General features: G+C 64.7%; 26 protein-coding genes, 1 tRNA gene and 3 pseudogenes. 15 read left to right on the top strand and 15 right to left on the bottom strand.

Annotated features, from left to right (window positions below; all coding sequences use genetic code 11):
• Positions 1-81 precede the first annotated feature (81 nt).
• The 3 genes and pseudogenes from ACDI39_RS01360 to ACDI39_RS01350 all read left to right on the top strand — a co-directional run bounded on the left by ACDI39_RS01360 (position 82) and on the right by ACDI39_RS01350 (position 1822).
• A complete protein-coding gene (locus ACDI39_RS01360) occupies positions 82-639 on the top strand; it encodes a helix-turn-helix domain-containing protein (protein ID WP_225790647.1) in 558 nt (185 codons plus the stop codon).
• Positions 640-754: 115 nt separating this feature from the next.
• Positions 755-1312: pseudogene (locus ACDI39_RS01355) on the top strand (HD domain-containing protein); the annotation flags it as partial.
• Between the two features lie 3 nt (positions 1313-1315).
• Positions 1316-1822, top strand: a complete 507-nt coding sequence (locus tag ACDI39_RS01350) for a GNAT family N-acetyltransferase (protein ID WP_253081205.1) — start codon at positions 1316-1318, stop codon at positions 1820-1822.
• A gap of 49 nt (positions 1823-1871) precedes the next feature.
• Here the strand turns inward: ACDI39_RS01350 and ACDI39_RS01345 are convergent.
• A pseudogene (locus tag ACDI39_RS01345) lies at positions 1872-2081 on the bottom strand (ABC transporter substrate-binding protein); the annotation flags it as partial.
• Positions 2082-2220: 139 nt separating this feature from the next.
• Positions 2221-2297: transfer RNA gene (locus ACDI39_RS01340), tRNA-Val, on the bottom strand.
• A 202-nt stretch (positions 2298-2499) separates the two neighbouring features.
• On the opposite strand from ACDI39_RS01340, the gene ACDI39_RS01335 reads away from it, so the two are divergent.
• The gene (locus ACDI39_RS01335; protein ID WP_225790645.1) at positions 2500-3783 is read left to right on the top strand and encodes an NAD(P)/FAD-dependent oxidoreductase; all 1284 of its coding nucleotides are present in this window, start codon (positions 2500-2502) and stop codon (positions 3781-3783) included.
• 109 nt (positions 3784-3892) lie between these two features.
• Here ACDI39_RS01335 and ACDI39_RS01330 read toward each other — a convergent pair.
• Positions 3893-4635 (bottom strand): annotated as a pseudogene (locus ACDI39_RS01330) (peptidase C39 family protein).
• A 155-nt stretch (positions 4636-4790) separates the two neighbouring features.
• Between ACDI39_RS01330 and ACDI39_RS01325 the strand changes: the two are divergent.
• Positions 4791-4970, top strand: coding sequence for a hypothetical protein (locus ACDI39_RS01325; RefSeq protein ID WP_225790644.1), 180 nt, complete (start codon positions 4791-4793; stop codon positions 4968-4970).
• 54 nt (positions 4971-5024) lie between these two features.
• On the opposite strand, the gene ACDI39_RS01320 is transcribed toward ACDI39_RS01325, so the two are convergent.
• Positions 5025-5777: a TerC family protein gene (locus tag ACDI39_RS01320; protein WP_225790643.1), complete on the bottom strand. Its 753-nt coding sequence runs from the start codon at positions 5775-5777 to the stop codon at positions 5025-5027.
• A 25-nt stretch (positions 5778-5802) separates the two neighbouring features.
• Positions 5803-6042 (bottom strand): hypothetical protein, encoded by a 240-nt coding sequence (locus ACDI39_RS01315; RefSeq protein WP_225790642.1) that lies wholly within the window; start codon positions 6040-6042, stop codon positions 5803-5805.
• Positions 6043-6177: 135 nt separating this feature from the next.
• Between ACDI39_RS01315 and nhaR the strand changes: the two genes are divergently transcribed.
• The 3 genes from nhaR to ACDI39_RS01300 all read left to right on the top strand — a co-directional run bounded on the left by nhaR (position 6178) and on the right by ACDI39_RS01300 (position 9205).
• On the top strand, positions 6178-7071 hold the full coding sequence (gene nhaR / locus ACDI39_RS01310) for a transcriptional activator NhaR (RefSeq protein ID WP_225790641.1): 894 nt from the start codon (positions 6178-6180) through the stop codon (positions 7069-7071).
• 116 nt (positions 7072-7187) lie between these two features.
• On the top strand, positions 7188-8399 hold the full coding sequence (gene sstT, locus ACDI39_RS01305) for a serine/threonine transporter SstT (RefSeq protein ID WP_225790640.1): 1212 nt from the start codon (positions 7188-7190) through the stop codon (positions 8397-8399).
• Positions 8400-8557: 158 nt separating this feature from the next.
• Complete coding sequence (locus ACDI39_RS01300; protein ID WP_253081192.1) at positions 8558-9205, top strand: YceH family protein; 648 nt, start codon at positions 8558-8560, stop codon at positions 9203-9205.
• Position 9206: 1 nt separating this feature from the next.
• Here ACDI39_RS01300 and ACDI39_RS01295 read toward each other — a convergent pair whose 3' ends face one another.
• The 9 genes from ACDI39_RS01295 to ACDI39_RS01255 form a co-directional block, all read right to left on the bottom strand.
• Complete coding sequence (locus ACDI39_RS01295; RefSeq protein ID WP_225790638.1) at positions 9207-9398, bottom strand: hypothetical protein; 192 nt, start codon at positions 9396-9398, stop codon at positions 9207-9209.
• A gap of 115 nt (positions 9399-9513) precedes the next feature.
• Positions 9514-11076 (bottom strand): alkyl hydroperoxide reductase subunit F, encoded by a 1563-nt coding sequence (gene ahpF, locus ACDI39_RS01290; RefSeq protein WP_225790637.1) that lies wholly within the window; start codon positions 11074-11076, stop codon positions 9514-9516.
• 125 nt (positions 11077-11201) lie between these two features.
• Positions 11202-11765 (bottom strand): alkyl hydroperoxide reductase subunit C, encoded by a 564-nt coding sequence (gene ahpC / locus ACDI39_RS01285; RefSeq protein ID WP_225790636.1) that lies wholly within the window; start codon positions 11763-11765, stop codon positions 11202-11204.
• A 416-nt stretch (positions 11766-12181) separates the two neighbouring features.
• On the bottom strand, positions 12182-13537 hold the full coding sequence (gorA, locus tag ACDI39_RS01280) for a glutathione-disulfide reductase (protein WP_253081191.1): 1356 nt from the start codon (positions 13535-13537) through the stop codon (positions 12182-12184).
• 119 nt (positions 13538-13656) lie between these two features.
• Positions 13657-14496 (bottom strand): UTP--glucose-1-phosphate uridylyltransferase GalU, encoded by an 840-nt coding sequence (galU, locus tag ACDI39_RS01275; RefSeq protein WP_253081190.1) that lies wholly within the window; start codon positions 14494-14496, stop codon positions 13657-13659.
• 49 nt (positions 14497-14545) lie between these two features.
• On the bottom strand, positions 14546-15907 hold the full coding sequence (locus ACDI39_RS01270) for a UDP-glucose dehydrogenase family protein (RefSeq protein ID WP_253103281.1): 1362 nt from the start codon (positions 15905-15907) through the stop codon (positions 14546-14548).
• Positions 15908-16048: 141 nt separating this feature from the next.
• Positions 16049-16963 carry a c-type cytochrome gene (locus ACDI39_RS01265; protein WP_225790738.1) on the bottom strand — a complete coding sequence of 305 codons (915 nt, stop codon included), beginning with the start codon at positions 16961-16963 and terminating at the stop codon, positions 16049-16051.
• Positions 16960-17610, bottom strand: a complete 651-nt coding sequence (locus tag ACDI39_RS01260) for a c-type cytochrome (RefSeq protein ID WP_225790739.1) — start codon at positions 17608-17610, stop codon at positions 16960-16962. The genes ACDI39_RS01265 and ACDI39_RS01260 overlap by 4 nt, the downstream gene beginning before the upstream one ends.
• Before the next feature lie 145 nt (positions 17611-17755).
• The gene (locus ACDI39_RS01255; protein ID WP_225790740.1) at positions 17756-18115 is read right to left on the bottom strand and encodes a hypothetical protein; all 360 of its coding nucleotides are present in this window, start codon (positions 18113-18115) and stop codon (positions 17756-17758) included.
• A 174-nt stretch (positions 18116-18289) separates the two neighbouring features.
• Between ACDI39_RS01255 and ACDI39_RS01250 the strand changes: the two genes are divergently transcribed.
• The 7 genes from ACDI39_RS01250 to csrA all read left to right on the top strand — a co-directional run bounded on the left by ACDI39_RS01250 (position 18290) and on the right by csrA (position 23247).
• Positions 18290-18592, top strand: a complete 303-nt coding sequence (locus ACDI39_RS01250) for a DUF1883 domain-containing protein (RefSeq protein WP_225790741.1) — start codon at positions 18290-18292, stop codon at positions 18590-18592.
• Positions 18593-18600: 8 nt separating this feature from the next.
• Positions 18601-18771, top strand: a complete 171-nt coding sequence (locus ACDI39_RS01245; RefSeq protein ID WP_486537313.1) for a hypothetical protein — start codon at positions 18601-18603, stop codon at positions 18769-18771.
• 29 nt (positions 18772-18800) lie between these two features.
• Entirely contained in the window at positions 18801-19874 is a 1074-nt protein-coding gene (locus ACDI39_RS01240) for an NAD(P)H-dependent flavin oxidoreductase (RefSeq protein WP_225790743.1), read from the top strand.
• Positions 19875-20068: 194 nt separating this feature from the next.
• A complete protein-coding gene (gene modA / locus ACDI39_RS01235; RefSeq protein WP_225790744.1) occupies positions 20069-20827 on the top strand; it encodes a molybdate ABC transporter substrate-binding protein in 759 nt (252 codons plus the stop codon).
• The gene (gene modB / locus ACDI39_RS01230; protein ID WP_253081187.1) at positions 20827-21507 is read left to right on the top strand and encodes a molybdate ABC transporter permease subunit; all 681 of its coding nucleotides are present in this window, start codon (positions 20827-20829) and stop codon (positions 21505-21507) included. Before modA ends, modB begins: the two co-directional genes overlap by 1 nt.
• 1 nt (position 21508) lies before the next feature.
• Entirely contained in the window at positions 21509-22600 is a 1092-nt protein-coding gene (modC, locus tag ACDI39_RS01225) for a molybdenum ABC transporter ATP-binding protein (protein ID WP_253081186.1), read from the top strand.
• Positions 22601-23049: 449 nt separating this feature from the next.
• Positions 23050-23247: a carbon storage regulator CsrA gene (gene csrA / locus ACDI39_RS01220; protein ID WP_043211735.1), complete on the top strand. Its 198-nt coding sequence runs from the start codon at positions 23050-23052 to the stop codon at positions 23245-23247.
• Between the two features lie 69 nt (positions 23248-23316).
• Here the strand turns inward: csrA and ACDI39_RS01215 are convergent, their stop codons facing one another.
• Positions 23317-23676, bottom strand: a complete 360-nt coding sequence (locus ACDI39_RS01215) for a response regulator (protein ID WP_225790747.1) — start codon at positions 23674-23676, stop codon at positions 23317-23319.
• Between the last annotated feature and the right edge of the window lie 2 nt (positions 23677-23678).

Below are 23678 nucleotides of genomic sequence, written 5' to 3'. Positions count from 1 at the left end.
GACTCCCGTTTATCGAACCAACTTGCAGGCTGGTCTTGCCTAAATCACACTGGCCAGCCCGCCACGTCCCCGGACGCCAAGATGCCTGACCTGTCGCTAAAACCAGCATTGCCCGGCATTGCGCTCAGGCGATGGCGCCTACTGCACCGCGTCAAGCAATCCCATGCCGCGGCGTTGTTCAACGTCACTCAGTCGACCATCTCGCGCTGGGAAAGCGGCGTACAGGCCATGGATCCCCTCGCACACGAAAAGCTTGAACGACTGCTGGCCGCGCGCCTCGATGCAGCCGCCGATCAAGCGTTGGCCCGGCTGGTCAGGGAAAGCTCACGGCCCGTTCACCTCATTTGCGACCTGACGCATCGCTTGCTGGCCTGCTCCCCTTCGCGCGCCGCCCAGTTCGCCAGCCCGCTCAGCGACCTGCTGGGTCGTTCGCTGTGGCGCTTCGCTACGCCAGAGATCGTCAGCAAGGAGTTCGCGCTGGATGAATCGGGGTGGCGGGAAGCCCTCGCACCGCCAGCGCTGGAGTTCACAACCGGCAACAACGACTCGTCCCTCGTACCGATCAGCCAGAGCCTCTGTCGCTGGACACGCATCCCCCTCTCGGATGGAACGGCCGCGCGCCTGGTAGAGACGCTCTGACGGATCGCCCCCCTTTGCTCGCATATTTTATGCGTGGACGCTGAACACCTTCGGATCTAGGCTGGCCTCATCAAGGTGAACGGCATGCTGTTCACCGACGAAATCAGAGGGGTCTATGGACATCGAGAAACTCAAAGGGCGCCTTGCATTCCTGCGCGAGGCGGAAAAGCTCAAGGACGTGCTCAGAAGCGCACACACCTCCTCCGGGCGCACCGAAAGCACGGCCGAGCACAGTTGGCGCCTTTGCCTGATGGCCATTGTTTTCGAGGCGCAGCTAAGCGGCCTCGATACGCTGAAAATGCTCAAGATGTGCGTGATTCACGACTTGGGCGAGGCCATCAACGGCGACATTCCCGCCGTCAGCCAACACGCGTTTCCCAACAAGAGCCAGCAAGAGCGAAATGATCTTCTGCTCTTGACCCAGGCACTGGATGAAACGCTGCAAGCCGAGATACTGGCGCTCTGGGATGACTATGAACATGCACGATCGCCAGAAGCAAAAGCCGTCAAGGCGCTAGACAAGCTGGAGACCCTCCTGCAGCACAACCAGGGCAAGAACCCAACTGGCTTCGATTACGCATTCAATCTGGCCTATGGCAGGAAATACACCGATGCCGCCCCTCTATTCGAGGTGCTTCGCAGCATCATCGACAAGGACACCAGAGAAAACATCAGCATGAACACGACCATCCGCCCTGAACACCCCCAGGACATCAGCGCCATCGCCCAACTGACCGAGGCGGCGTTCGAGCACGAGGAGCATTCAAGCCATACCGAACAATTCATTGTCGATGCACTGCGACGCGCCAACCAGCTGACCGTCTCCTTGGTCGCGGTAGAGCATGATGCGATCATTGGCCATGTCGCCCTTTCACCCGTCACGATCTCGTCCGGTGCGACGGGCTGGTACGGCCTTGGGCCTATCTCCGTGCAGCCAGGCCGCCAGGGGCAAGGTATCGGTTCGGCCTTGATGAAGGCCGCCCTTGCACAACTACAGCGCCTTGGCGGGGCTGGCTGCGTGGTGCTGGGCGACCCTGGCTACTATGGCCACTTCGGGTTCCGAGCCCACGCCGGCCTCACGCTGCCTGGCGTTGCGCCTGAGTACTTCCAAGCCTTGTCTTTTGGCGGTGAACTCCCCGAAGGCATCGTGGAGTACCACAAGGCTTTTGAAGCGACCGAGTAGCGAACGCCCCCTGGCATTCGCGCTCTGCCCGGCTAGCCCGCCGCGACGATCATTCGCCCAGCGGCTCGAATACAGATACCGCTCGCGCATCCACCGGCTTGGGCAGCAAGCCTTCGCGGTAGAACGCATCGGCGATGCGCTGCTGCTCATCGAGGTTGTCCAGCTTCACCGGCTGCACGTCATAGCTGCGCCGGGCATTGGCCTGCTGCACCGTGGCGCTGTCCAGGTTGCCCCACAGCGGCCCGAGGATACGTGCCGCGAACGTGCTCTGACAGCTTTTGCATGGACGTCGGCGGCCTGCGTCAGGGTCGCCGAGATCCAGTGGGCTTTTGCAAAAGCGAAAAAGGGCGACCCTTGCGGATCGCCCTTCTTCATGCCCGTAAACCGGGACTTTCGTTTGGTAGGCACAATTGGACTCGAACCAACGACCCCCACCATGTCAAGGTGGTGCTCTAACCAACTGAGCTATGTGCCTGTCGATGAGGGCGCATTCTACGCATTCCAAAATCGGTGTCAACTGTTTTTTTCACGCTAACCCACTGAATCTAAAAAATATTTGGACAGAAGCCAGCACCAGGGCCGAGTAAAGGATTTTCAACAGACGACTAGCGGGTGTTTATTATTATTGATAGCATCGGTACATTCGTTAAAAATATAAAACACGAGGTTCCCCGAGCATGGCCAATACCCCCTACCCCCAGTCCTACTACGCCGCCTCGGCCAACCCGGTGCCGCCACGTCCGGCGCTGCAGGGTGAGGTGGAGACGGATATCTGCATCATCGGCGCCGGCTACACCGGCCTGTCCAGCGCGCTGTTCCTGCTGGAAAACGGCTTCAAGGTGAGCATCGTCGAGGCTGCCAAGGTCGGCTTCGGCGCGTCGGGCCGCAACGGTGGCCAGATCGTCAACAGCTACAGCCGCGACATCGACGTGATCGAGCGCACCGTCGGCCCGAAGCAGGCGCAACTGCTGGGCCAGATGGCCTTCGAAGGCGGCCGCATCATCCGTGAGCGCGTGGCCAAGTACAACATTCAGTGCGACCTGAAGGACGGCGGCGTGTTCGCCGCGCTCAGCGCCAAGCAGATGGGCCACCTGGAGTCGCAGAAACGCCTGTGGGAGCGCTTCGGCCATACCCAGCTGGAGCTGATGGACCAGAAGCGTATCCGTGAAGTGGTCGCCTGCGACAACTATGTCGGCGGCATGCTGGACATGAGCGGCGGCCACATCCACCCGCTGAACCTGGCCCTGGGCGAAGCTGCCGCCGTGGAGTCGCTGGGCGGCGTGATCTACGAACAGACCCCTGCCGTGCGCATCGAGCGTGGCGCCAACCCGGTCGTGCACACCCCGCAGGGCAAGGTGCGCGCCAAGTTCATCATCGTCGCCGGCAACGCCTACCTGGGCAACCTGGTGCCGGAACTGGCGGCCAAGTCGATGCCCTGCGGCACCCAGGTGATCACCACCGAGCCGCTGGGCGAAGACTTGGCGCGCACCCTGCTGCCGCAGGACTACTGCGTCGAGGACTGCAACTACCTGCTCGACTACTACCGCCTGACCAGCGACAAGCGCCTGATCTTCGGCGGCGGCGTCGTCTATGGCGCCCGTGACCCGGCGAACATCGAGGCGATCATTCGTCCGAAGATGCTCAAGGCCTTCCCGCAGTTGAAGAACGTCAAGATCGACTATGCCTGGACCGGCAACTTCCTGCTGACCCTGTCGCGCCTGCCGCAGGTCGGCCGTATCGGCGACAACATCTACTACTCCCAGGGCTGCTCCGGCCATGGTGTCACCTACACCCACCTGGCGGGCAAGGTGCTGGCCGAGGCCCTGCGCGGCCAGGCCGAGCGTTTCGATGCCTTCGCCGGCCTGCCGCACTACCCGTTCCCGGGTGGTCAGCTGCTGCGCGTGCCGTTCAGCGCCCTCGGCGCCTGGTACTACAGCCTGCGCGACCGTCTGGGGATCTGAGTCCCTGGTTGGCGGGTACCGCCATGCCGGTACCCGTCAGTTGAGGTAGTTGCTGGCTGTACCGGCCTATTCGCGGCGGTTCGGCGCGAATAGGCCGGTACAGGCAAAGTCACTGCCCCAGGCTGCGCACCGCCTGCTTCGCCGCGATCTCCTGGCCCGCCCGGGCCAATTCGTCGGCAGCCTGCAGCCAGCGCTGTCGGTCCACCTGGGCCGGCAGTTGCCGTGGCGGCTGCACCAGCACCGCCCAACGCCCCTCCTTCGCCCATGCCGCCTGGAAGTCGTCGAATGCCATCAGTTGCCGACGATGCATCCCTGAGCGCAGCAACACGCGCTGCTTGTAGCTGTCATAGCCGATCAACACCGCATAGCGCGGCTCGCTCCACCAGGCCGCCCCCTCCTGGTAACGCAGCAGCACGGGATTGCCTGCGGCCACCTGGGCCAGCAGGGCGTCCAGGCGCTTGTCCAGCGGGTAGACGACCATGCCGTACTCCCGTGCCACCCTCGCAATGCCGGTTTCCAGCGCGTCGACACCTTGTGGCAGGTTCAAGGGCTTGTCCAGCAGGCCCGGGGTGATGCCCACCCCCTGCTGCGAGAGGACCGCCGCCAGGGCCATGGCACCGCTGTGATTGGCATTGCCGCGGTAGAACGGCACGCTGCTGATCTCGACCCGCTGCGGCAGGCCCTTGGGCGCGGGAGGTGGCGTGCCGGCGCATCCGGCCAGGCTGGCGATCACCAGGCACGCGGCCAGCAGGCGGCGCGGGCCCGTGGCCCGTGAGGTGAAGGAATCTTGCAACATGGACACTCGCTTGTTCGACGCCAGGCAGGCAGCGCCCGGCCATGGGTACCGATCATAGGCCGGGCACGCGCTTGGGTATAGCCCGGCACCGGCTTGGAACGAATCGGCCCAAGGGAATAGACCTTCGGTCAATGGAACGTCACGGGCAACGCGCTAGACTAAAGCAGTGTCTGGAAGGCGAGCGCAGCCCGCCTGAGAGAAGGAGGCACACATGAGCCTGACAATGGCAATCCTCATGCTGGTAGGTATGTGGCTCAGTGTCGCAGCCGCCATGCTGTGGGGTGTGTTGCGCATCGTGCGCCGTCACGCCCACCATCACCACCTGCCCCCCCAAGCCCAGCCCAAGCCACAGCCGGTGCGTCGTGCCCGGCGGCATGCGGGTGCGCATTGATCGGATAGTCCCAGGGCTGCAACGCAGCCCTTTCGCTATACAAGGCCCCAGCCCTCAGCCTTGCGCGGCTTCGCGCTTCACCCGCGCCCGGCGCGCCAGGATGTTGAGCACTTCGATCGCCGTGGAGAAGGCCATCGCGGCATACACATAGCCTTTCGGCACATGGGCACCGAAGCCTTCGGCGATCAGGGTCATGCCGATCATGATCAGGAAGCCTAGGGCCAGCATCACCACGGTCGGGTTGTCGTTGATGAACTTGGCCAGCGGGTCGGCGGCCACCAGCATCACCACCACAGCGCAGATCACGGCGATGATCATGATCGGCAGGTGCTCGGTCATGCCCACGGCAGTGATGATGCTGTCGACCGAGAAGACGATGTCGAGCAGCAGGATCTGGCCGATGGCGGCGGCGAAGCCCAGGGTCACGGTGGAACCGGCCTTGGCTTCTTCCTTGGCGCCGCGCGGGTCGACGTTCTCGTGGATTTCCTTGGTCGCCTTCCACAACAGGAACAGGCCACCGGCGATCAGGATCATGTCCTTCCAGGAGAAGCTCTGGCCGAAGACATCGATCACAGGCTCGGTCAGCTGGACGATCCAGGCCACGGTGGAAAGCAGCGCCAGGCGCATGATCAGGGCCATGCTGATGCCGATGCGCCGCGCCTTGGAACGGTAGGCCTCGGGCAGCTTGTTGGTGAGGATGGAGATGAAGATCAGGTTGTCGATACCCAGCACGATTTCCATGGCCACCAGGGTGGCCAGGGCAACCCAGGCGGTAGGGCTTGCGGCGAGTTCCAGCAAATATTCCATTGGTCGATCCTAAGTCGGGTCTGGGTCAGATGTCCTGGGTCTTGCGCTGGCCTTCATCGGCCTGGGGCTTTTCGCCCTGGGAGCCGAGCGCTTCGCTCAGGGCCTGCTGGGCAGCGTCGTTGGTCTTGTCGATGGCCTGCTTGGCCGACTCGGCGGCCTGGTCGAGCATCTGCTGGGCGGATTTCTCGGCCTGGTCGCAGCCCGCCATGGTGAACAGTGCCAGAACCAGCACCAAGGGGGTGCCGATGGATTTGAGTTGCAGCATGAAGTCCTCGCTCGTCGATATTACGCTGGCGCCCCTGGCGCCTGATGGGGTCGTATTCTAGAGAGCGCAATACATCAGGAAAATTCGTATTTTTGGCGGTTATACTTCGGCTTTTACGAACATTGGACATCCAGGATGCTCAATTACCGCCAGCTTCATTACTTCTGGGTGGTGGCCCGGACCGGCAGCATCGCCCGTGCCAGCGAACAGTTGAACCTGACCCCGCAGACCATCAGCGGCCAGATCAGCCTGTTCGAGCAGACCTACGGCCTGGAGCTGTTCCAGCGCGTCGGCCGCCAGCTCGAGCTGACCGAGACCGGCCGCCAGGCCCTGGCCTACGCCGAGCAGATGTTCCAGATCGGCGGCGAGCTCGAAGCCATGCTGCGGGCCGGGCCCCAGGAGCAGATCCTGTTCCGCGTGGGCGTGGCCGACGTGGTCCCCAAGTCCATCGTCTATCGCCTGCTGGCGCCGACCATGGAGCTGGACAGCGTGCTGCGCATCAACTGCCGCGAAGACAAGCTCGAACGCCTGCTCGCCGACCTGGCCATCCAGCGCCTGGACCTGGTGATTTCCGACAGCCCGATGCCCAGCCACCTGGACATCAAGGGCTACAGCCAGAAGCTCGGCGAATGCGGCCTTAGCTTCTTCGCCACCCCTGCCCTGGCCCACCGCCATGACCGGCCGTTTCCCGCTTGCCTGGACGATGCACCGCTGCTGGTTCCCGGCCAGGAAACCGTGGTGCGCAGCCGCCTGCTGCGCTGGCTGGCCGAGCAGCAGGTGCAGCCGCGGATCGTCGGCGAATTCGACGACAGCGCCCTGATGCAGGCCTTCGGCCAGTCCGGCAGTGGCATTTTCGTCGCGCCCAGCGTGATCGCCGAGGAAGTGTGCCGGCAGTATGGCGTGCAACTGATCGGGCAGACCGAGGCGGTGCACGAGTCGTTCTATGCCATTTCCGTGGAGCGGAAGGTGAAGCACCCGGGGATCGTGGCGATTACCGAGGGGGCGCGGCGGGAATTGTTTCATTGGTGACTTCGGCGGGGTCATGAGGGCGCCTTGCGCAACGCCCCCCCACGGCCATGCAGCACCGGTCAGCCAAGGCCTGTGGTAGAGTGGCCGGTTTTTACAAGAACGAGATTCTGCTGCACATGACCCCCGTCCTCCGCCTCATCAACCGCACCGGCCTGGTAACGCAGATCTGCATCGGCCTGGTGGCCGGTATCGTCCTGGCCCTGCTCGCCCCGGCCGCAGCCCGTGACCTTGCGTTCCTCGGCAAGGTCTTCGTCAGCGCCCTCAAGGCCGTGGCGCCGGTGCTGGTGTTCATCCTGGTCATGGCGTCGATCGCCAACCACCGCCACGGCCAGGAAACCCACATCCGCCCGATCCTCTGGCTCTACCTGCTGGGCACGTTCGCCGCGGCGGTGGTGGCCGTAGTCGCCAGCATGCTGTTCCCCTCGAACCTGGTGCTGAGCACCGGCGAAGCCTCGCTCAGCGCCCCCGGCGGCATCGGCGAAGTCCTCCAGGGCCTGCTATTGAGCGCCGTCGACAACCCGGTCAATGCCCTGCTCAATGCCAACTTCATCGGTATCCTGGCCTGGGCCATCGGCCTGGGCGTGGCCATCCGCCACGCCGGGCAGACCACCCGTACCGTGGTCGAGGACCTGTCCAACGGCGTCACCCTGATCGTGCGCGTGGTGATCCGCTTCGCCCCGCTCGGCATCTTCGGCCTGGTCAGCTCGACCCTGGCCCAGTCCGGCCTGGATGCCCTGCTCGGCTACCTGCACCTGCTGGCCGTGCTGATCGGCTGCATGCTGTTCGTGGCCCTGGTGGTCAACCCGCTGATCGTCTTCTGGAAGATCCGTCGCAACCCCTATCCGCTGGTGCTGCTGTGCCTGCGCGAAAGCGGCATCACGGCGTTCTTCACCCGCAGCTCGGCAGCCAACATCCCGGTCAACCTGGCGCTGTCGGAAAAACTCGGCCTGCATGAGGACACCTATTCGGTGTCGATCCCACTGGGTGCGACCATCAACATGGCCGGCGCCGCCATCACCATCACCGTGCTGACCCTGGCTGCCGTGCACACCCTGGGTATACCCGTGGACCTGCCTACCGCCGTGCTGCTCAGCGTGGTGGCGGCGATCTGCGCCTGCGGCGCCTCGGGCGTGGCCGGTGGCTCGCTGCTGCTGATCCCGCTGGCCTGCAGCCTGTTCGGCATCCCCAGCGAGATCGCCATGCAGGTGGTGGCGGTCGGTTTCATCATCGGCGTACTGCAGGACTCGGCGGAAACCGCGCTCAACTCCTCCACCGACGTGCTGTTCACCGCGGCGGCGTGCCAGGCGCAGGAGCGGCGTAGCGCTTGAGTCAGCGGGGCCGCATTGCGGCCCCTTCGCGGCGGTTCGGCACCCCGACAAGCCCGCTCCCCCAAAGCCCGCGCCGCTCTTGAGATCGGCGCCCCCGATTGATTAAGCCCAGCGCTTTACCTAGGCTAGTGGCCTTTTCCTCGCAATGAGACAGGGCCATGTCAGAACACGAAACCGCAGGCGAAGGCCGCTTCAACAGCATCGAGATCCGCGTGCTCGGTTCGCTGATCGAAAAGCAGGCCACCAGCCCGGAAACCTACCCGCTGACCCTCAACGCCCTGGTCCTGGCCTGTAACCAGAAGACCAGCCGGGAACCGGTGATGAACCTCTCCCCCGGCCAGGTCGGCCAGGCGCTGCGCGCCCTGGAAGGGCAAGGCATGACCCGCCTGCAGATGGGCAGCCGCGCCGACCGTTGGGAGCAGCGGGTGGACAAGGGCCTGGAACTGGTACCGGCGCAGTTGGTGTTGATGGGGCTGATGTTCCTGCGCGGGCCACAGACCCTCAACGAACTGCTGACCCGCAGCAACCGCCTGCACGACTTCGAAGACATCGACCAGGTCCAGCATCAGCTCGAACGCCTGGTGTCGCGCGGCTTGGCCTTGCACTTGCCACGCCAGCCCGGCCAGCGCGAGGACCGCTACACCCATGCCCTGGGCGACCCGGCGGAGATCGAGGCGATCCTCGCCGCGCGCCAGCAGGGTGGCGGCGAGCGCAGTGGCGCCAGCAACGTGTCGGAGGAGCGCATCGAGGCGCTGGAGGCGCGGATCGCCGCACTGGAGGCACGCCTGGCCCAGCTCGAAGGCTGAGTCAGGGCTGTTCGGGGTCGGGGAAGTTGCGGCAACTCTTGCGTTCGGCCAGCTCCCGGTCGCTGGGGCGCTGGTCGACGAATACGGTGCGCCCGTCGGCGTAGATTTCCAGGTAGCCCCAGTGCAGGTCCTGCTCCTTCTGCCCGGGCTTGGGTGGCTCGAACCACCAGGGTTCGCGGCTGATCAGGGTCATGGATGAGATTCCCGAAAGTGTCTGATTAAGCATAGACACCCGGTGAACCTGATTGACTTGAGCCATGCGTGACGAACCCTTCGCGCCGGACCGCCGCGAAGGGTTCGCTACAAGCTTACGCCGGTGCCGAGGTCCGGATCAGGTGATCGAAGGCTGCCAGGGAGGCCTTGGCGCCCTCACCCACGGCGATGACGATCTGCTTGTAGGGCACCGTGGTCACGTCACCGGCAGCGAACACGCCGGGGATGTTGGTCTGGCCCTTGGCATCGACGATGATCTCGCCACGCGGCGACAGCTCGACGGTGCCCTTGAGCCAGTCGGTGTTCGGCAGCAGGCCGATCTGCACGAAGATGCCTTCCAGCGCCAGCTCATGCAGCTCGTCGCTGGTGCGGTCCTTGTAGCGCAGGCCGTTGACCTTCTCGCCATCCCCCAGCACCTCGGTGGTCAGTGCGCTGGTGATCACCTTGACGTTCGGCAGGCTGTGCAGCTTGCGCTGCAGCACCGCGTCGGCGCGCAGCTGGCTGTCGAACTCGATCAGGGTCACCTGGGCGACGATGCCGGCCAGGTCGATGGCCGCTTCCACGCCCGAGTTGCCACCGCCGATCACCGCCACGCGCTTGCCCTTGAACAGCGGGCCGTCGCAGTGCGGGCAGTAGGCCACGCCACGGGCGCGGTACTCCTGCTCGCCCGGCACGTTCATCTCGCGCCAACGGGCACCGGTAGCCAGGATCACGGTCTTGGCCTTGAGCGAGGCACCACCGGCCAGGCGCACTTCGTGCAGGCCACCATCGGTGGCCGGGATGAGCGCTTCGCCGCGCTGCAGGTTCATGATGTCGACGTCGTATTGCTTGACGTGCTCTTCCAGCGCGGTAGCCAGCTTGGGCCCTTCGGTCTCCTGCACCGAGATGAAGTTCTCGATGGCCAGGGTGTCGAGCACCTGGCCGCCGAAGCGCTCGGCCGCAACGCCGGTGCGGATGCCCTTGCGCGCCGCGTAGATGGCGGCGGAGGCGCCAGCGGGGCCACCGCCGACCACCAGCACGTCGAAGGCGTCCTTGGCGTTGATCTTCTCGGCCTGACGGGCACCGGCATTGGTGTCGATCTTGCCAAGGATCTCCTCCAGGCCCATGCGGCCCTGGCCGAAGACCTGGCCGTTGAGGTAGATGCTGGGCACGGCCATGACCTTGCGTGCCTCGACCTCGTCCTGGAACAGCGCGCCGTCGATGGCGACATGGCGCACGTTGGGGTTGAGCACCGCCATCAGGTTCAGGGCCTGGACCACGTCTGGGCAGTTCTGGCAGGACAGCGAGAAATAAGTCTCGAACAGGAACTCACCTTCGAGCGCCTGGATCTGTTCGATCACCTCTGCGCTGGCCTTGGACGGGTGGCCGCCGACCTGCAGCAGGGCCAGCACCAGGGAAGTGAATTCATGGCCCATGGGGATGCCGGCGAAACGCAGGCTGATATCGGCCCCGGGGCGGTTGAGCGAGAACGATGGACGACGGGCGTCGGTGCCGTCCTCGCGCAGGGTAATGTGGTTCGACAGGCCGGCGATTTCCACCAGCAGGTCGTGCAGTTCGCGGGACTTCGCGCCGTCGTCGAGGGAAGCGACGATCTCGATCGGCTGGGTGACCCGCTCCAGGTAGGCCTTGAGTTGCGATTTAAGCGTGGCGTCCAACATACGGGCGATTTCCTTTTTCAATCTCTTCAAACAAAAACGCCCAGGCAGGTGCGCCCGGGCGTTCGACGGGGCGGTGACAGCTTCAGGTGTGGCGGCTGCTCACCGCCCGCGGCTGGCGCACGGTCTTAGATCTTGCCGACCAGGTCCAGCGAAGGGGCCAGGGTGGCCTCGCCTTCTTTCCACTTGGCCGGGCAGACTTCACCCGGGTGGGCGGCGACGTACTGGGCAGCCTTGACCTTGCGCAGCAGCTCGCTGGCGTCACGGCCTACACCACCGTCGTTGATCTCGACGATCTTGATCTGGCCTTCGGGGTTGATCACGAAGGTACCGCGGTCGGCCAGGCCGGCTTCCTCGATCAGTACGTCGAAGTTGCGGGCGATGGCGTGGGTCGGGTCACCGATCAGCGGGTACTTGATCTTGCCGATGGTTTCCGAAGTGTCGTGCCAGGCCTTGTGGGTGAAGTGGGTGTCGGTGGACACACCGTAGATTTCCACGCCGAGTTTCTGGAACTCTTCGTAGTTGTCGGCCAGGTCGCCCAGCTCGGTCGGGCAGACGAAGGTGAAGTCGGCTGGGTAGAAGAACACGACGGACCACTTGCCCTTGAGGTCGGCCTCGCTCACCTCGACGAACTCGCCGTTGTGGTAGGCAGTGGCGTTGAACGGTTTGACCTGGCTGTTGATGATAGGCATGAGAGACGCTCCTTCATGGGGTTGAAAATCGTTGACGGAGAGAATCCTAACCAATGGGACCGGGAAAGGCTCATTGGCAAACCTCATGCTGCTGATTGGTTTTGGCTATAACCGGGGTTTATTAATAGAAGGGTTCGAGCTGAGCAAAGGATTGCGCGGGGCTGTCAGTCAAACAGCTGGGGCTGCTTTGCAGCCCATCGCCGGCAAGCCGGCTCCCACAGAGTCCCTGCAAACCGCGTCATCTAGGGTACGACTCGTACCTGTGGGAGATTACCCAGTCTTTGGGCTGCGCTGTCACGCAGAGAACTGATAGGGGCTTTACGCGGCCCCTGTGGGAGCGGGCTTGCCCGCGATGGGGCGCAAAGCGGCCCCAACTGCCAGGGCATCGGGGCAAGCCCGCGAATAGGCATTGCAGGTCAGCGGGAAGGCGTACGCAGGGTCACGAACTCCTCGGCCGCCGTCGGGTGCACGCCGATGGTCTCGTCGAACTGCTGCTTGGTCGCACCGGCCTTGAGGGCGATGCCCAGGCCCTGGATGATCTCGCCGGCGTCCGGCCCGACCATGTGGCATCCCAGGACCTTGTCGGTCTCGGCATCGACCACCAGCTTCATCAGGGTCTTCTCCTGGATGTCGGTCAGGGTCAGCTTCATCGGCCTGAAGCGGCTCTCGAAGATCTGCACCTTGTGCCCGGCCTCCAGCGCCTGCTCCTCGGTCAGGCCCACGGTGCCGATCGGCGGCTGGCTGAACACCGCGGTGGGGATGTTCTGGTAATCCACCGGGCGGTACTGCTCGGGCTTGAACAACCGGCGCGCCACGGCCATGCCTTCGGCCAGGGCCACCGGGGTGAGCTGGACACGGCCGATCACATCGCCGATGGCGAGAATCGATGGCTCGGTGGTCTGGTACTGCTCATCGACGCGGATGAAGCCGCGTGTGTCGAGCTCAACGCCGGTGTTCTCCAGGCCCAGGTCGTCGAGCATCGGGCGGCGGCCGGTGGCATAGAACACGCAATCGGCGACCAGTTCGCGACCGTCCTTGAGAGTGGCTTTGAGGCTGCCATCGTCCTGCTGGTCGATGCGCTGGATGTCACTGTTGAACTGCAGGTCCAGGCCGCGCTTTTCCAGCTCTTCCTTCAGGTGGCTCCGCACCGAGCCGTCGAAGCCCCGCAGGAACAGGTCGCCGCGATACAGCAAGGTGGTACTGGCGCCCAGCCCCTGGAAGATACCGGCGAACTCCACCGCGATGTAGCCGCCACCGACCACCAGGATGCGCCGTGGCAGCGCCTTGAGGTAGAAGGCCTCGTTGGAGGTGATCGCCAGTTCCTTGCCCGGGATGTCCGGCACCTGCGGCCAGCCGCCGGTGGCGATGAGGATGTGCTCGGCGGTATAGCGCTGGCCCTCGACTTCGACCTCATGGGCGCCGGTCAGGCGCGCATGGCCTTGCAGCAGGGTCACGCCGCTGTTGACCAGCAGGTTGCGGTAGATGCCATTGAGCCGCTCGATCTCGCGGTTCTTGTTGGCGATCAGCGTGCCCCAGTCGAAATGCCCCTCTTCCAGGGTCCAGCCGAAGCCTGCGGCCTGCTCGAGCTCGTCGGCCACATGGGCGCCGTAGACCAGCAGCTTCTTCGGCACGCAACCGACGTTGACACAGGTCCCCCCCAAGTAGCGGCTCTCGGCCACCGCCACCTTCGCGCCGAAGCCCGCAGCGAAGCGCGCCGCACGCACACCGCCGGAACCGGCGCCAATCACGAACAGATCAAAATCGTAGGCCACAATCCAGACTCCACAAAAAAAGCCACCCGAGGGTGGCTCTTTTTGTGGCGAGCTGCAAGCTTCACGCTGCAAGAAACGGCGGTCACACCGCCGCCCGCTCGCCGCTCATGGCTCGAGGCTCAATAAGCCTTGCCGGCCTTGTAGTAGTTCTCGAAGCAGAAGTTGGTCGCCTCGATGTAGCCTTCGGCGCCCCCGCAGTCGAAACGCTTGCCCTTGAACTTGTAGGCGATCACGCAACCGTTCTGCGCCTGCTGCATCAGGGCGTCGGTGATCTGGATCTCGCCACCCTTGCCCGGATCGGTGTTCTTGATGATGTCGAAGATGTCCGGGGTCAGGATGTAGCGGCCGATGATCGCCAGGTTGGACGGGGCATCTTCCGGCTTGGGTTTCTCGACCATGGTGTTCACCCGGTAGATGTCATCGCGGATCATCTCGCCGGAAATCACGCCGTACTTGTTGGTCTCCTGCGGATCGACCTCCTGGATGGCGACGATCGAGCAACGGAACTGATTGTACAGCTTGACCATCTGGGTCAGCACGCCGTCGCCTTCCGGGTTGACGCACAGGTCATCGGCCAGGACCACGGCGAAGGGCTCGTCGCCGATCAGCGGGCGGCCGGTGAGGATGGCATGGCCCAGGCCCTTCATTTCGGTCTGGCGGGTATAGGAGAACGAGCACTCCTCGATCAGGCGACGGATGCCGACCAGGTATTTTTCCTTGTCGGTGCCCTTGATCTGGGTTTCCAGCTCGTAGCTGATGTCGAAGTGGTCTTCCAGGGCGCGCTTGCCGCGGCCGGTGACGATGGAAATCTCGTTCAGGCCGGCATCCAGCGCCTCTTCGACGCCATACTGGATCAGCGGCTTGTTCACCACCGGCAGCATTTCCTTGGGCATGGCTTTGGTAGCGGGCAGGAAGCGGGTGCCGTAACCGGCTGCCGGGAACAAGCATTTCTTGATCATATACGTCCTTAAAACAAAGGCTGGGCCTGTGGAGTTCGGCGCAGTCTAATCAGGCGGCAGTCACCTTACAATGCCCCGCCCGTGGCCGACCGATGCCATGATAGAGGTAACCCAGTGTAGATAGTTCCGAGGGATCGTAAATATTGCGCCCATCGAACAGCACCGGCATGCGCATCAGGCCACGCACACGCGGGAAGTCCGGCTGGCGGAACTGCTTCCACTCGGTCACCAGTACCAGGGCGTCGGCGCCTTCGACACAGGCATAGGGGTCGTGCGTCAGGTGCAGTTGGCCCGAGGCCAGGGCCTGCGGGTAGCGCGCGGCGACCCCTGGCAGCGCCGCCGGGTCGCAGGCCTGGACCTGTACGCCTGCTGCCAGCAGGGCATCCAGCAGCACCAGGCCGGGCGCCTCGCGCAGGTCGTCGGTCCCCGGCTTGAAGGCCAGCCCCCAGATCGCCACGTTGCGCCCGCGCAAAAAACCACCGAAGTGCTGCCGCAGGGCCTGGAACAGCATGGTCTTCTGCACATCGTTGCGCGCCTGCACGGCACGCAGGATGTCAGGCGGGTAGCCGGCCTGCTCGGCGCAGTGGATCAATGCCCGCACGTCCTTGGGGAAGCACGAACCACCGTAGCCGCAGCCGGCATAGATGAAGTGGCTGCCGATGCGCCGGTCGCTGCCGATACCCCGGCGTACCTGCTCGATGTCCACGTCCAGGCGCGCGCAGAGCCCGGCCAGTTCGTTGACCAGGGAGATCCTGGCGGCGAGGAAGGCATTGGCGGCGTACTTGCTGAATTCCGCGGCCCGCGGCGACATCACCAGCACCCGCTCGCGGTTACGCACGAAGGGTGCGTAGAGCCGCTGCAAGCACTGGCTGGCCTGCTCGCTGTCGCTGCCGATGATGATGCGGTCCGGGCGCATAAAGTCGTCGACGGCGCTGCCTTCCTTGAGGAACTCCGGGTTGCTCGCGACCTCCACGGCAAAGCGTGCGCCGCGCTCGCGCAGGCCGCTGGCGATGCGCTGGCCCACCCGCTCGGCGGTGCCCACGGGGACGGTCGACTTGTTCACCACCAGGCACGGCCGGGTGAGGTGGCGAGCGAGGCTGTCGGCCACCGCCAGCACATGCTGCAGATCCGCCGAACCATCTTCCTGGCTCGGTGTGCCGACAGCGATGAACACCACGTCGACCTTGGCCAAGGCCAACTCCCACTGCTCGGTGAAACTCAGCAGGCCAGCGCGCAGCCCGGCCTGCAGCAAGGCGTGCAGGCCGGGCTCGTAGATCGGGCACTGGCCCTGGCGCAACTGTGCCAGGCGCGCCGGATCGCGCTCCAGGCAGACCACGCGGTTGCCCATTTCGGCGAAGCACGCCGCCGTGACCAGCCCCACATACCCCGCCCCGATCACACAGAGTTCCATGGCCACGCTCCCTTGCGAAGATTGCAGCCATTGCACCCCAGGCGCCATTGCAGGGCTGTGACAACCTGGGGGCGGGGATGTGACAACGGTAGGGAACACCACCCAGACATCCAGGGCTGCAAAGCAGCCCCGTTGCCACGATCAGCCGCCAGTCCCCTGCCCGACCAGCACGCCATCGACCTTCTGCCCGTACAGGTTGACCCCGTCGTTGGCATGGAACTTCAGCCGCGTCTTCTCGATCGAGCCTTCCACCAGACGCGGATCCTGGGGCCGCTCATGGCGATTGATCCAGGCCGCCACGTCCCAGGCCTGCTGGTCGCTCAGGCTGCCAGGCCGCCCCAGGGGCATGTTGTGCTTGATGAAGGACGCCGCGGTGTTGATCCGGTGCATGCCGGCGCCCCAGTTGTAGGAGTCCTTGCCCCACAACGGCGGCATCACGTATTCACCGGCCACCTTCTGCCCCTCGCCCTGGTCGCCGTGACAGATCGCACACTGCTCACGGTAGACCTGCTGGCCCCGGGTGAAGTCATAGCCCCCCTTGGGCTGTGGCACTTCGGGGTAACCACGGCCCGGGCTCTCCACGCCGGTGGCTGCCTTGGTCGCCAGCCAGTAGGAGTACACGCTGAGGGCGGTCATCTGCGGGCTGTCGGCGGCCGGCGGCGTGCCGTTCATGCTGAACTGGAAGCAGCCCTGGATACGCTCGGCGTAGGTGTTGACCTTGTCGTTCTTCTTGCGATAGGCCGGGTACATCGGGTAGGCGCCCCACAGCGGCGCGGAATGGGCCAGGCGCCCCTGGTCGAGGTGGCAGTTGCTGCAGTTCATGCCGTTGCCCACCGCCTCGGGCATCAGCCGACGGGTATCGACGAACAGCGCATGGCCCTCGCGGACCATCTGGCCGAAGGCGTTGTCGGGCAGGTCGCTCTCCGCCGGCGGGGTGAACACCGGGGCCGCCTGGCTGCCGGGCACCTTGAGCTGGGACTGGTCCTCCATCGCGATGGGCGCCGCCTGGGCGCTGCCCAGGGCAATCAGCAACAGGGCTGGAAGCATCGGTTTCATGGCTTGACCTCCTGGCTGGCGGGCTGGGCGAAGAACGCGGCGATCGCCTTGACCTCCTCGTCGGTCATGGCCTTGGCCACGCCGACCATCAACTGATTGGGGTCGTTGCGACGGCTGCCGTCGCGCCAGGCGTCGAGTTGCGCCACCAGGTAGGCGGCCGGCTGCCCGGCCAGCGGCGGGAAGTGTTCGCCAACACCGCTGCCGCCTGGGCCGTGGCACTGCACACAGCCGGGTATCTGCCGGCTCCAGTCGCCGTACAGCGCCAGCCTGGACACAGGGTCCGTGGCCATCTGCTGGCGGCGCAGGTCAGGTGCGGGGTCGGCCGGCATACTGGCCAGGTAGGCGCTGACAGCCTTGATTTCCTCATCGCTCAATGCCTTGGCAAGCGGCTCCATGACCGCCTGCTTGCGGCTGCCCGCGCGGAAATCATCCAGTTGCTTGCTCAGGTATCCAGCCGGCAGGCCGGCCAGGCGCGGGAAGCCGGCGGCGGCGATGCCCTTGCCATCCGGGCCATGGCAGCCCAGGCAGGCCATGGCGGCGGGGTTCTGCCCGCCCTGGGTGAAGACTTTCTGGCCATCGACGGCATGCGCCGAAGGCCAGGCCAGGATCAGCAGGCTGCCGATCACGACACGACTCAACGGGTTCATCACGGGACGCTCCATTTCCTTGTTATAAGCTTAGGCTTAAACGATATAAGCCTGAAAATAGTAGGCCTATCGCCGGTGGGGAACAACGCCCACCGGACAAGGAGAATGGCAGTCCGCCTGCTAATCGCTCATTTGCTGAGCTGGATCAAGAACCGGAGATGCACTGGGTAGCCGCAGTACGCACGTCACCCAGGCGCAGGGGGAAGTTGTTCAGCCGCTCGTGCAGCTTGATGCTGCTGCCGCTGCCGCGTTTGTCGATATCCACCAGTGCCGCAGGGCCGGCACCAGCGGCCAGCTTCTGCGGCACGATCAGGCGCAGGCCGTCGCCACGCGGCTCCTCCACCAACGGATCACGGCTGTCGGCCAGCCTGGACTTGACGCAATCGGCATACTCACGCGGTGTCTTTCCGGAAATCACGTCGAGCGTTTCCCTCGACTGCTCCAGCTCCGAAACGCTGACACAACCACCCAACGCCAACGACACCGCCGCCACCACCCACTTCATTCGATCTACCCCTTGCATCACACAGACATCACACAGGAACCGTTGGACAACGGCCGGGCCGATTTGCTCCCGGCTTTGGCGGATTTATCCCCGTGCCGGCCATGGCAGGCGCAAGCGCACCCCGACATCGTGGTATCTTTCGTCTTTGCAAAACCGACCCTTGCGGAGCATCACATGAAATTCGTACACCAGCGCGAGCACCTCAACGAGGACGACGTGGTCGTCATCGAGTGTTCCCAGCGCTGCAACATCCGCCTGATGAACGACGCCAACTTCCGCAGTTTCAAGAATGGCGGCCGGCACACCTACCATGGTGGCCACTTCGTGCGCTTCCCGGCCAAGATCACCGTGCCCAGCACCGGTTTCTGGAACATCACCATCGATACCGTGAGCCCACGGCCGATCTCGGTGACGCGCAAGCCGACCTTCACCCACAAGATCAAGATCATCCGTCGCTCGTCGTCGAAACTCGGATAAGGCCCGCCATGACCCAGACCATCAAATACGTCATCAAGTACAAGCTCGACGGCGAGCGCCGCTGGGACTTCGCCGTGATGCCCAACGCCTCCCACGAGCAGGCCCTGGAAGCGCTGCGCAAGATCCACGGCGAGGACGCCGAGAAGATCAGCGACATCCAGGTCAGCAAGGCCCTTTGACCGGCCCCCCCCTTTGACAGGAGTAGCGCATGAGCACCTGGCCAGACCGCCGTATCCTCGATTTGCTGGGCATCCAACTGCCCATCCTGCAGGCCCCCATGGCCGGCGCCACCGGCTCGGCCATGGCCATCGCCGTGGGCAATGCCGGCGGGCTGGGCGCCCTGCCCTGTGCCATGCTCTCTGCCGAGCAGGTGCGTGGCGAGATCGAGGCCTTCCGCGCCAGTTGCCAGGGCCCGCTCAACCTGAATTTCTTCTGCCACCAGCCGCCAGCGCCCGATGCCGAGCGCGAGGCACGCTGGAAGCAGGCGCTCAAGCCGTACTACGAGGAGGTGGGCGCCGACTTCGACGCCCCGACCCCGGTATCCAACCGCGCGCCCTTCGATGAGCAGAGCTGCCAGCTGGTGGAGCAACTGCGCCCGGAGGTGGTGAGTTTCCATTTCGGCCTGCCCCGCGCCGACCTGCTGCAACGGGTCAAGGCCAGCGGCGCCAAGGTGCTGTCCAGCGCCACCACGGTAGAGGAAGCGGTATGGCTGGAGGCCAACGGCTGCGATGCGATCATCGCCATGGGTTATGAAGCCGGCGGCCACCGCGGCATGTTCCTCAGCGACGACATCACCAGCCAGGTCGGCACCTTCGCCCTGGTGCCCCAGGTGGTGGACGCGGTGCGCCTGCCGGTGATCGCCGCCGGCGGTATCGGCGACCACCGTGGCCTGGTCGCCGCCCTGGCGCTCGGCGCCTCGGCGGTGCAGGTCGGCACCGCGTACCTGTTCTGCCCGCAGGCCAAGGTGTCGCCGGCGCACCGCCGCGCCCTGGACAGCGCGCCGGCCAGCGACACGGCGCTGACCAACCTGTTCACCGGCCGCCCTGCCCGGGGCATCAACAACCGCATCATGCGTGAGCTGGGGCCGATGAGCCCACTGGCACCGCACTTCCCCCTGGCTGGAGGGGCGCTGATGCCATTGCGGGCGATTCGCGACCCGCAGGGCAACAGCGACTTCAGCAACCTGTGGGCGGGCCAGGCGCTGCGCCTGGGGCGACAGCGGTCGGCTGGCGAGTTGACCCGGGAGATGGCTGACAAGGCGCTGGAACAGATGGGGCGCTGAGCACTGCCATGTGGGGCCGCTCGCGCCCCAAAGCCCTCTGCCGGGCACATGATTCGTGAGCACCGCGCCCCTGTGGGCTTGCTCGCGAATGGGCCCTGTACTACCCACAAATCCCCCGCCCGCCCCTTCCCGATGGATGGCTTATCGCTATATATTCCGCCACATAACGAAAACCATCCCAAGGAGCTGTCCCCATGCGTATCCGCCTGTTCCACCTGGCCGCCAGTGCCCTGGCCAGCCTGGTCTCCCTCAACAGCGCCTGGGCCGATGAAGTCCAGGTGGCGGTCGCGGCGAACTTCACCGCGCCCATCCAGGCCATCGCCAAGGACTTCGAGAAAGACACCGGCCACAAGCTGGTCGCCGCCTACGGCGCCACTGGCCAGTTCTACGCACAGATCAAGAACGGCGCACCGTTCGAGGTATTCCTCGCCGCCGACGACACCACACCCGCCAAGCTGGAACAGGAAAAACAGATCGTCCCAGGCTCGCGCTTCACCTATGCCATCGGCACTCTGGCCCTGTGGTCGGCCAAGCCCGGCTATGTCGACGACAAGGGCGAGGTCCTGAAGAAAAACGAATACCGCCACCTGTCCATCGCCAACCCCAAGACCGCACCCTACGGCCTGGCGGCCACCCAGGTGCTGGACAAGCTGCAACTGACCGAAGCCACCAAGGCCAAGCTGGTCGAAGGCCAGAACATCACCCAGGCCTTCCAGTTCGTCTCCACCGGCAATGCCGAGCTGGGCTTCGTCGCCCTGTCGCAGATCTACAAGGATGGCAAGGTCCAGAGCGGTTCGGCCTGGATCGTCCCCGCCGAGCTGCACGAGCCGATCCGCCAGGATGCCGTGATCCTCGACAAGGGCAAGGACAACCCGGCCGCCAAGGCTCTGGTCGACTACCTCAAGGGCCCGAAAGCGGCCGCGCTGATCAAGTCCTACGGCTATGAAATCTGATGCCACTGGACGCCAGTGACCTGGGCGCGATCTGGCTGACCATCAAGCTGGCCAGCCTGACCACCCTGATCCTGCTGATAGTGGGCACGCCCATCGCCTGGTGGCTGGCCCGCACGCGCTCCTGGCTGCGCGGGCCGATCGGTGCGGTGGTAGCCCTGCCGCTGGTGCTGCCGCCGACGGTGATCGGCTTCTACCTGCTGATCGCCCTCGGCCCCCATGGCTGGATCGGCCAGGCCACCCAGGCCATGGGCCTGGGCAGCGTGGTGTTCAGTTTCACGGGGCTGGTGATCGGCTCGGTGGTCTACTCCATGCCGTTCGTGGTGCAACCCCTGCAGAACGCCTTCGGCGCCATCGGCCAGCGTCCACTGGAGGTGGCCGCCACCCTGCGCGCCAGCCCCTGGGACACCTTCGTTCACGTGGTGCTGCCGCTGGCCCGACCGGGCTTCGTCACCGCCAGTATCCTGGGCTTCGCCCACACCGTGGGGGAGTTCGGCGTGGTGTTGATGATCGGTGGCAACATCCCCGACAAGACCCGCGTGGTCTCGGTGCAGATCTTCGATCACGTCGAGGCCATGGCCTATCCGCAAGCACACTGGCTGGCCGGCGCCATGCTGGTGTTCTCCTTCCTGGTGTTGCTCGTGCTCTATGCTGGCCGCCGCGGGAAGGCTGGCTGGAGCTGACATGCCTTCATCGATACTGGCGCGACTGAAGCTGGCGCGCGGCGATTTCACCCTGGATGTCGACCTGCACCTGCCTGGCCGCGGGATCAGTGCGCTGTTCGGCCATTCGGGCTCGGGCAAGACCTCCTGCCTGCGCTGCCTGGCCGGGCTGGAGCGTGCCGCCAGCGCCTACATCGAAGTCAACGGCGAGGTCTGGGAAGACAGCGCCTGCGGCTATTTCCTGGCACCACACAGGCGCCCGGTGGGCTATGTGTTCCAGGAGGCCAGCCTGTTCCCGCACCTGTCGGTGCGTGGCAACCTGACCTTCGGCTGGCGGCGGATCGCGCCCCATGAACGCAAGGTCAGCCTGGAGCAGGCCTGCGAGCTGCTGGGGATCGGCCACTTGCTCGAGCGCAGGCCGGCCACCCTCTCCGGGGGCGAGGCGCAGCGGGTCGGCATTGCCCGGGCGCTGCTCAGCAGCCCTCGGCTGCTGCTGATGGACGAACCCCTGGCCGCCCTCGATGCTCCCCGCAAACGCGAGATCCTGCCTTACCTGGAACGCCTGCACGACGAACTGGACATCCCCCTGGTGTACGTCAGCCATGCCCAGGACGAGGTCGCCCGCCTGGCCGACCACCTGGTACTGCTGGAACAGGGCCAGGCCACGGCCAGCGGGCCGATCGGCCAGACCCTGGCCCGCCTCGACCTGCCCCTGGCCCAAGGCGAGGATGCCGGCGTGGTGCTCGAAGGCGTGGTCGTCGGCCATGACCCGCACTACGAACTGTTCGACCTGCGCCTGCCGGGCAACGACGGTCCTGTGCTGCGCATCGCCCATCCTGCCCAGGTGGTGGGCAGTACCCTCAGGCTCAAGGTGCAGGCCCGCGACGTCAGCCTGGCACTTACCGCCGACGGCGCCTCGAGCATCCTCAACCGGCTGCCGGTACGGGTCCGTGAATGCCGCCCGGCAGACAACCCGGCCCATGTCATGGTGAGCCTGGACGCCGCCGGCAATGCCCTGCTTGCACGTATCACCCGCTACTCGGCGGACCAGCTCGGCCTGCACCCGGGCCAGGCACTGTGGGCGCAGATCAAGTCGGTGGCGCTGTTGGGCTGAACATCGACCGAACGCGCGTTATCCATTGTTTCAGCCACTGGCCGATGGACACCGCCGATGCCCGACGGCCCACTGCTCGCGAACCAGCACGCTGTCGACGATCCCCATCCCGGCCTGAAGATGCTCATGGGCAGCGCCACAATAGCGCTCGATCGCTGCATTTTCTGCAGGCGCTGGACATATAAACGATCATTGAGCCCGACTATTTACGCTATCAAGCAGAGAAATTTCCCATATGGACGCAAGCACCCTATCCTTGCCACCGAGCACCTTCGCCGATTGACTGCCTCGAGCCTTGGTCGGCGCCTGCGACTAAAGACAGGCAACAGAATTTGTCTGCAGGGGAATTACTCTGCGCCGAAAGCGTCTTTAATGAGAAGGAAGAGGGACAAGCTCCCACCGCCACGGCACCTGGCCGTGCGGATTTCATCATCACCAAGGAGAACTACATGCTGATACTCACCCGCAAGGTTGGCGAAAGCATCGTCATCGACGATGACATCAAAGTCACCATTCTGGGAGTCAAAGGGATGCAAGTGAGGATCGGCATCGATGCGCCAAAGGATGTCCAGGTCCATCGCGAAGAGATCTTCAAGCGCATCCAGGCCGGCAATCCGGCACCGGAGAAAAACGACGACCAGCACTGACCTTCCTTAAAGTCTCGAGCCGCACGGATGCGCTTGACCGACGCCCCACCCGCCCCGGCGGGCCACCTTTCAGGTGCCCAGCAGTTCGCGCACCTTGGCGATCATCCTGTCCATGTCGAAGGGCTTGTCGAATACCGCGGCGAACAGCTCCGGGCAGATGCGGCCCTGGCTGGCTTGCGCGCCACTCATGAGAATCACCGGCAAGTCCGGCAACTGCAACTCCTCGCGAATCGCCCTGACCAGCTCCTCGCCATTGAGCACCGGCATCATGTAGTCGGTGATCACCAGCTCCACCCGCTTGTCCTTGAGCGCGTCCAGTGCCTTGCGGCCGTTGCTGGCCTTCTCGACGAGAAACCCCTCATCCTCCAGGGCGAACCCGAGGATGTCGGCTATCAGGTACTCGTCGTCGACGATCAGGATGGTGTTCATCG

The sequence above is a fragment of the Pseudomonas sp. Tun-23181 genome, from assembly GCF_057415455.1.
This window is presented reverse-complemented; position numbering and strand designations above follow the sequence as displayed.

Excerpts from the sequence above, each read along its gene's own strand:
- ACDI39_RS01350 (WP_253081205.1), top strand. The coding sequence starts at position 1,316 with ATGAACACGACCATCCGCCCTGAACACCCCCAGGACATCAGCGCCATC.
- modC (WP_253081186.1), top strand. The coding sequence starts at position 21,509 with ATGCCTTCATCGATACTGGCGCGACTGAAGCTGGCGCGCGGCGATTTC.
- ACDI39_RS01265 (WP_225790738.1), bottom strand. The coding sequence starts at position 16,963 with ATGAAACCGATGCTTCCAGCCCTGTTGCTGATTGCCCTGGGCAGCGCC.
- ACDI39_RS01270 (WP_253103281.1), bottom strand. The coding sequence starts at position 15,907 with ATGGAACTCTGTGTGATCGGGGCGGGGTATGTGGGGCTGGTCACGGCG.
- ahpF (WP_225790637.1), bottom strand. The coding sequence starts at position 11,076 with ATGTTGGACGCCACGCTTAAATCGCAACTCAAGGCCTACCTGGAGCGG.
- modB (WP_253081187.1), top strand. The coding sequence starts at position 20,827 with ATGCCACTGGACGCCAGTGACCTGGGCGCGATCTGGCTGACCATCAAG.
- ACDI39_RS01245 (WP_486537313.1), top strand. The coding sequence starts at position 18,601 with ATGACCCAGACCATCAAATACGTCATCAAGTACAAGCTCGACGGCGAG.
- ACDI39_RS01295 (WP_225790638.1), bottom strand. The coding sequence starts at position 9,398 with ATGACCCTGATCAGCCGCGAACCCTGGTGGTTCGAGCCACCCAAGCCC.
- ACDI39_RS01250 (WP_225790741.1), top strand. The coding sequence starts at position 18,290 with ATGAAATTCGTACACCAGCGCGAGCACCTCAACGAGGACGACGTGGTC.
- ACDI39_RS01215 (WP_225790747.1), bottom strand. The coding sequence starts at position 23,676 with ATGAACACCATCCTGATCGTCGACGACGAGTACCTGATAGCCGACATC.
- modA (WP_225790744.1), top strand. The coding sequence starts at position 20,069 with ATGCGTATCCGCCTGTTCCACCTGGCCGCCAGTGCCCTGGCCAGCCTG.
- ACDI39_RS01300 (WP_253081192.1), top strand. The coding sequence starts at position 8,558 with ATGTCAGAACACGAAACCGCAGGCGAAGGCCGCTTCAACAGCATCGAG.
- ACDI39_RS01260 (WP_225790739.1), bottom strand. The coding sequence starts at position 17,610 with ATGAACCCGTTGAGTCGTGTCGTGATCGGCAGCCTGCTGATCCTGGCC.
- ACDI39_RS01240 (WP_225790743.1), top strand. The coding sequence starts at position 18,801 with ATGAGCACCTGGCCAGACCGCCGTATCCTCGATTTGCTGGGCATCCAA.
- ahpC (WP_225790636.1), bottom strand. The coding sequence starts at position 11,765 with ATGCCTATCATCAACAGCCAGGTCAAACCGTTCAACGCCACTGCCTAC.
- ACDI39_RS01315 (WP_225790642.1), bottom strand. The coding sequence starts at position 6,042 with ATGCTGCAACTCAAATCCATCGGCACCCCCTTGGTGCTGGTTCTGGCA.
- csrA (WP_043211735.1), top strand. The coding sequence starts at position 23,050 with ATGCTGATACTCACCCGCAAGGTTGGCGAAAGCATCGTCATCGACGAT.
- ACDI39_RS01360 (WP_225790647.1), top strand. The coding sequence starts at position 82 with ATGCCTGACCTGTCGCTAAAACCAGCATTGCCCGGCATTGCGCTCAGG.
- galU (WP_253081190.1), bottom strand. The coding sequence starts at position 14,496 with ATGATCAAGAAATGCTTGTTCCCGGCAGCCGGTTACGGCACCCGCTTC.
- ACDI39_RS01335 (WP_225790645.1), top strand. The coding sequence starts at position 2,500 with ATGGCCAATACCCCCTACCCCCAGTCCTACTACGCCGCCTCGGCCAAC.
- ACDI39_RS01320 (WP_225790643.1), bottom strand. The coding sequence starts at position 5,777 with ATGGAATATTTGCTGGAACTCGCCGCAAGCCCTACCGCCTGGGTTGCC.
- ACDI39_RS01255 (WP_225790740.1), bottom strand. The coding sequence starts at position 18,115 with ATGAAGTGGGTGGTGGCGGCGGTGTCGTTGGCGTTGGGTGGTTGTGTC.
- ACDI39_RS01325 (WP_225790644.1), top strand. The coding sequence starts at position 4,791 with ATGAGCCTGACAATGGCAATCCTCATGCTGGTAGGTATGTGGCTCAGT.
- sstT (WP_225790640.1), top strand. The coding sequence starts at position 7,188 with ATGACCCCCGTCCTCCGCCTCATCAACCGCACCGGCCTGGTAACGCAG.
- nhaR (WP_225790641.1), top strand. The coding sequence starts at position 6,178 with ATGCTCAATTACCGCCAGCTTCATTACTTCTGGGTGGTGGCCCGGACC.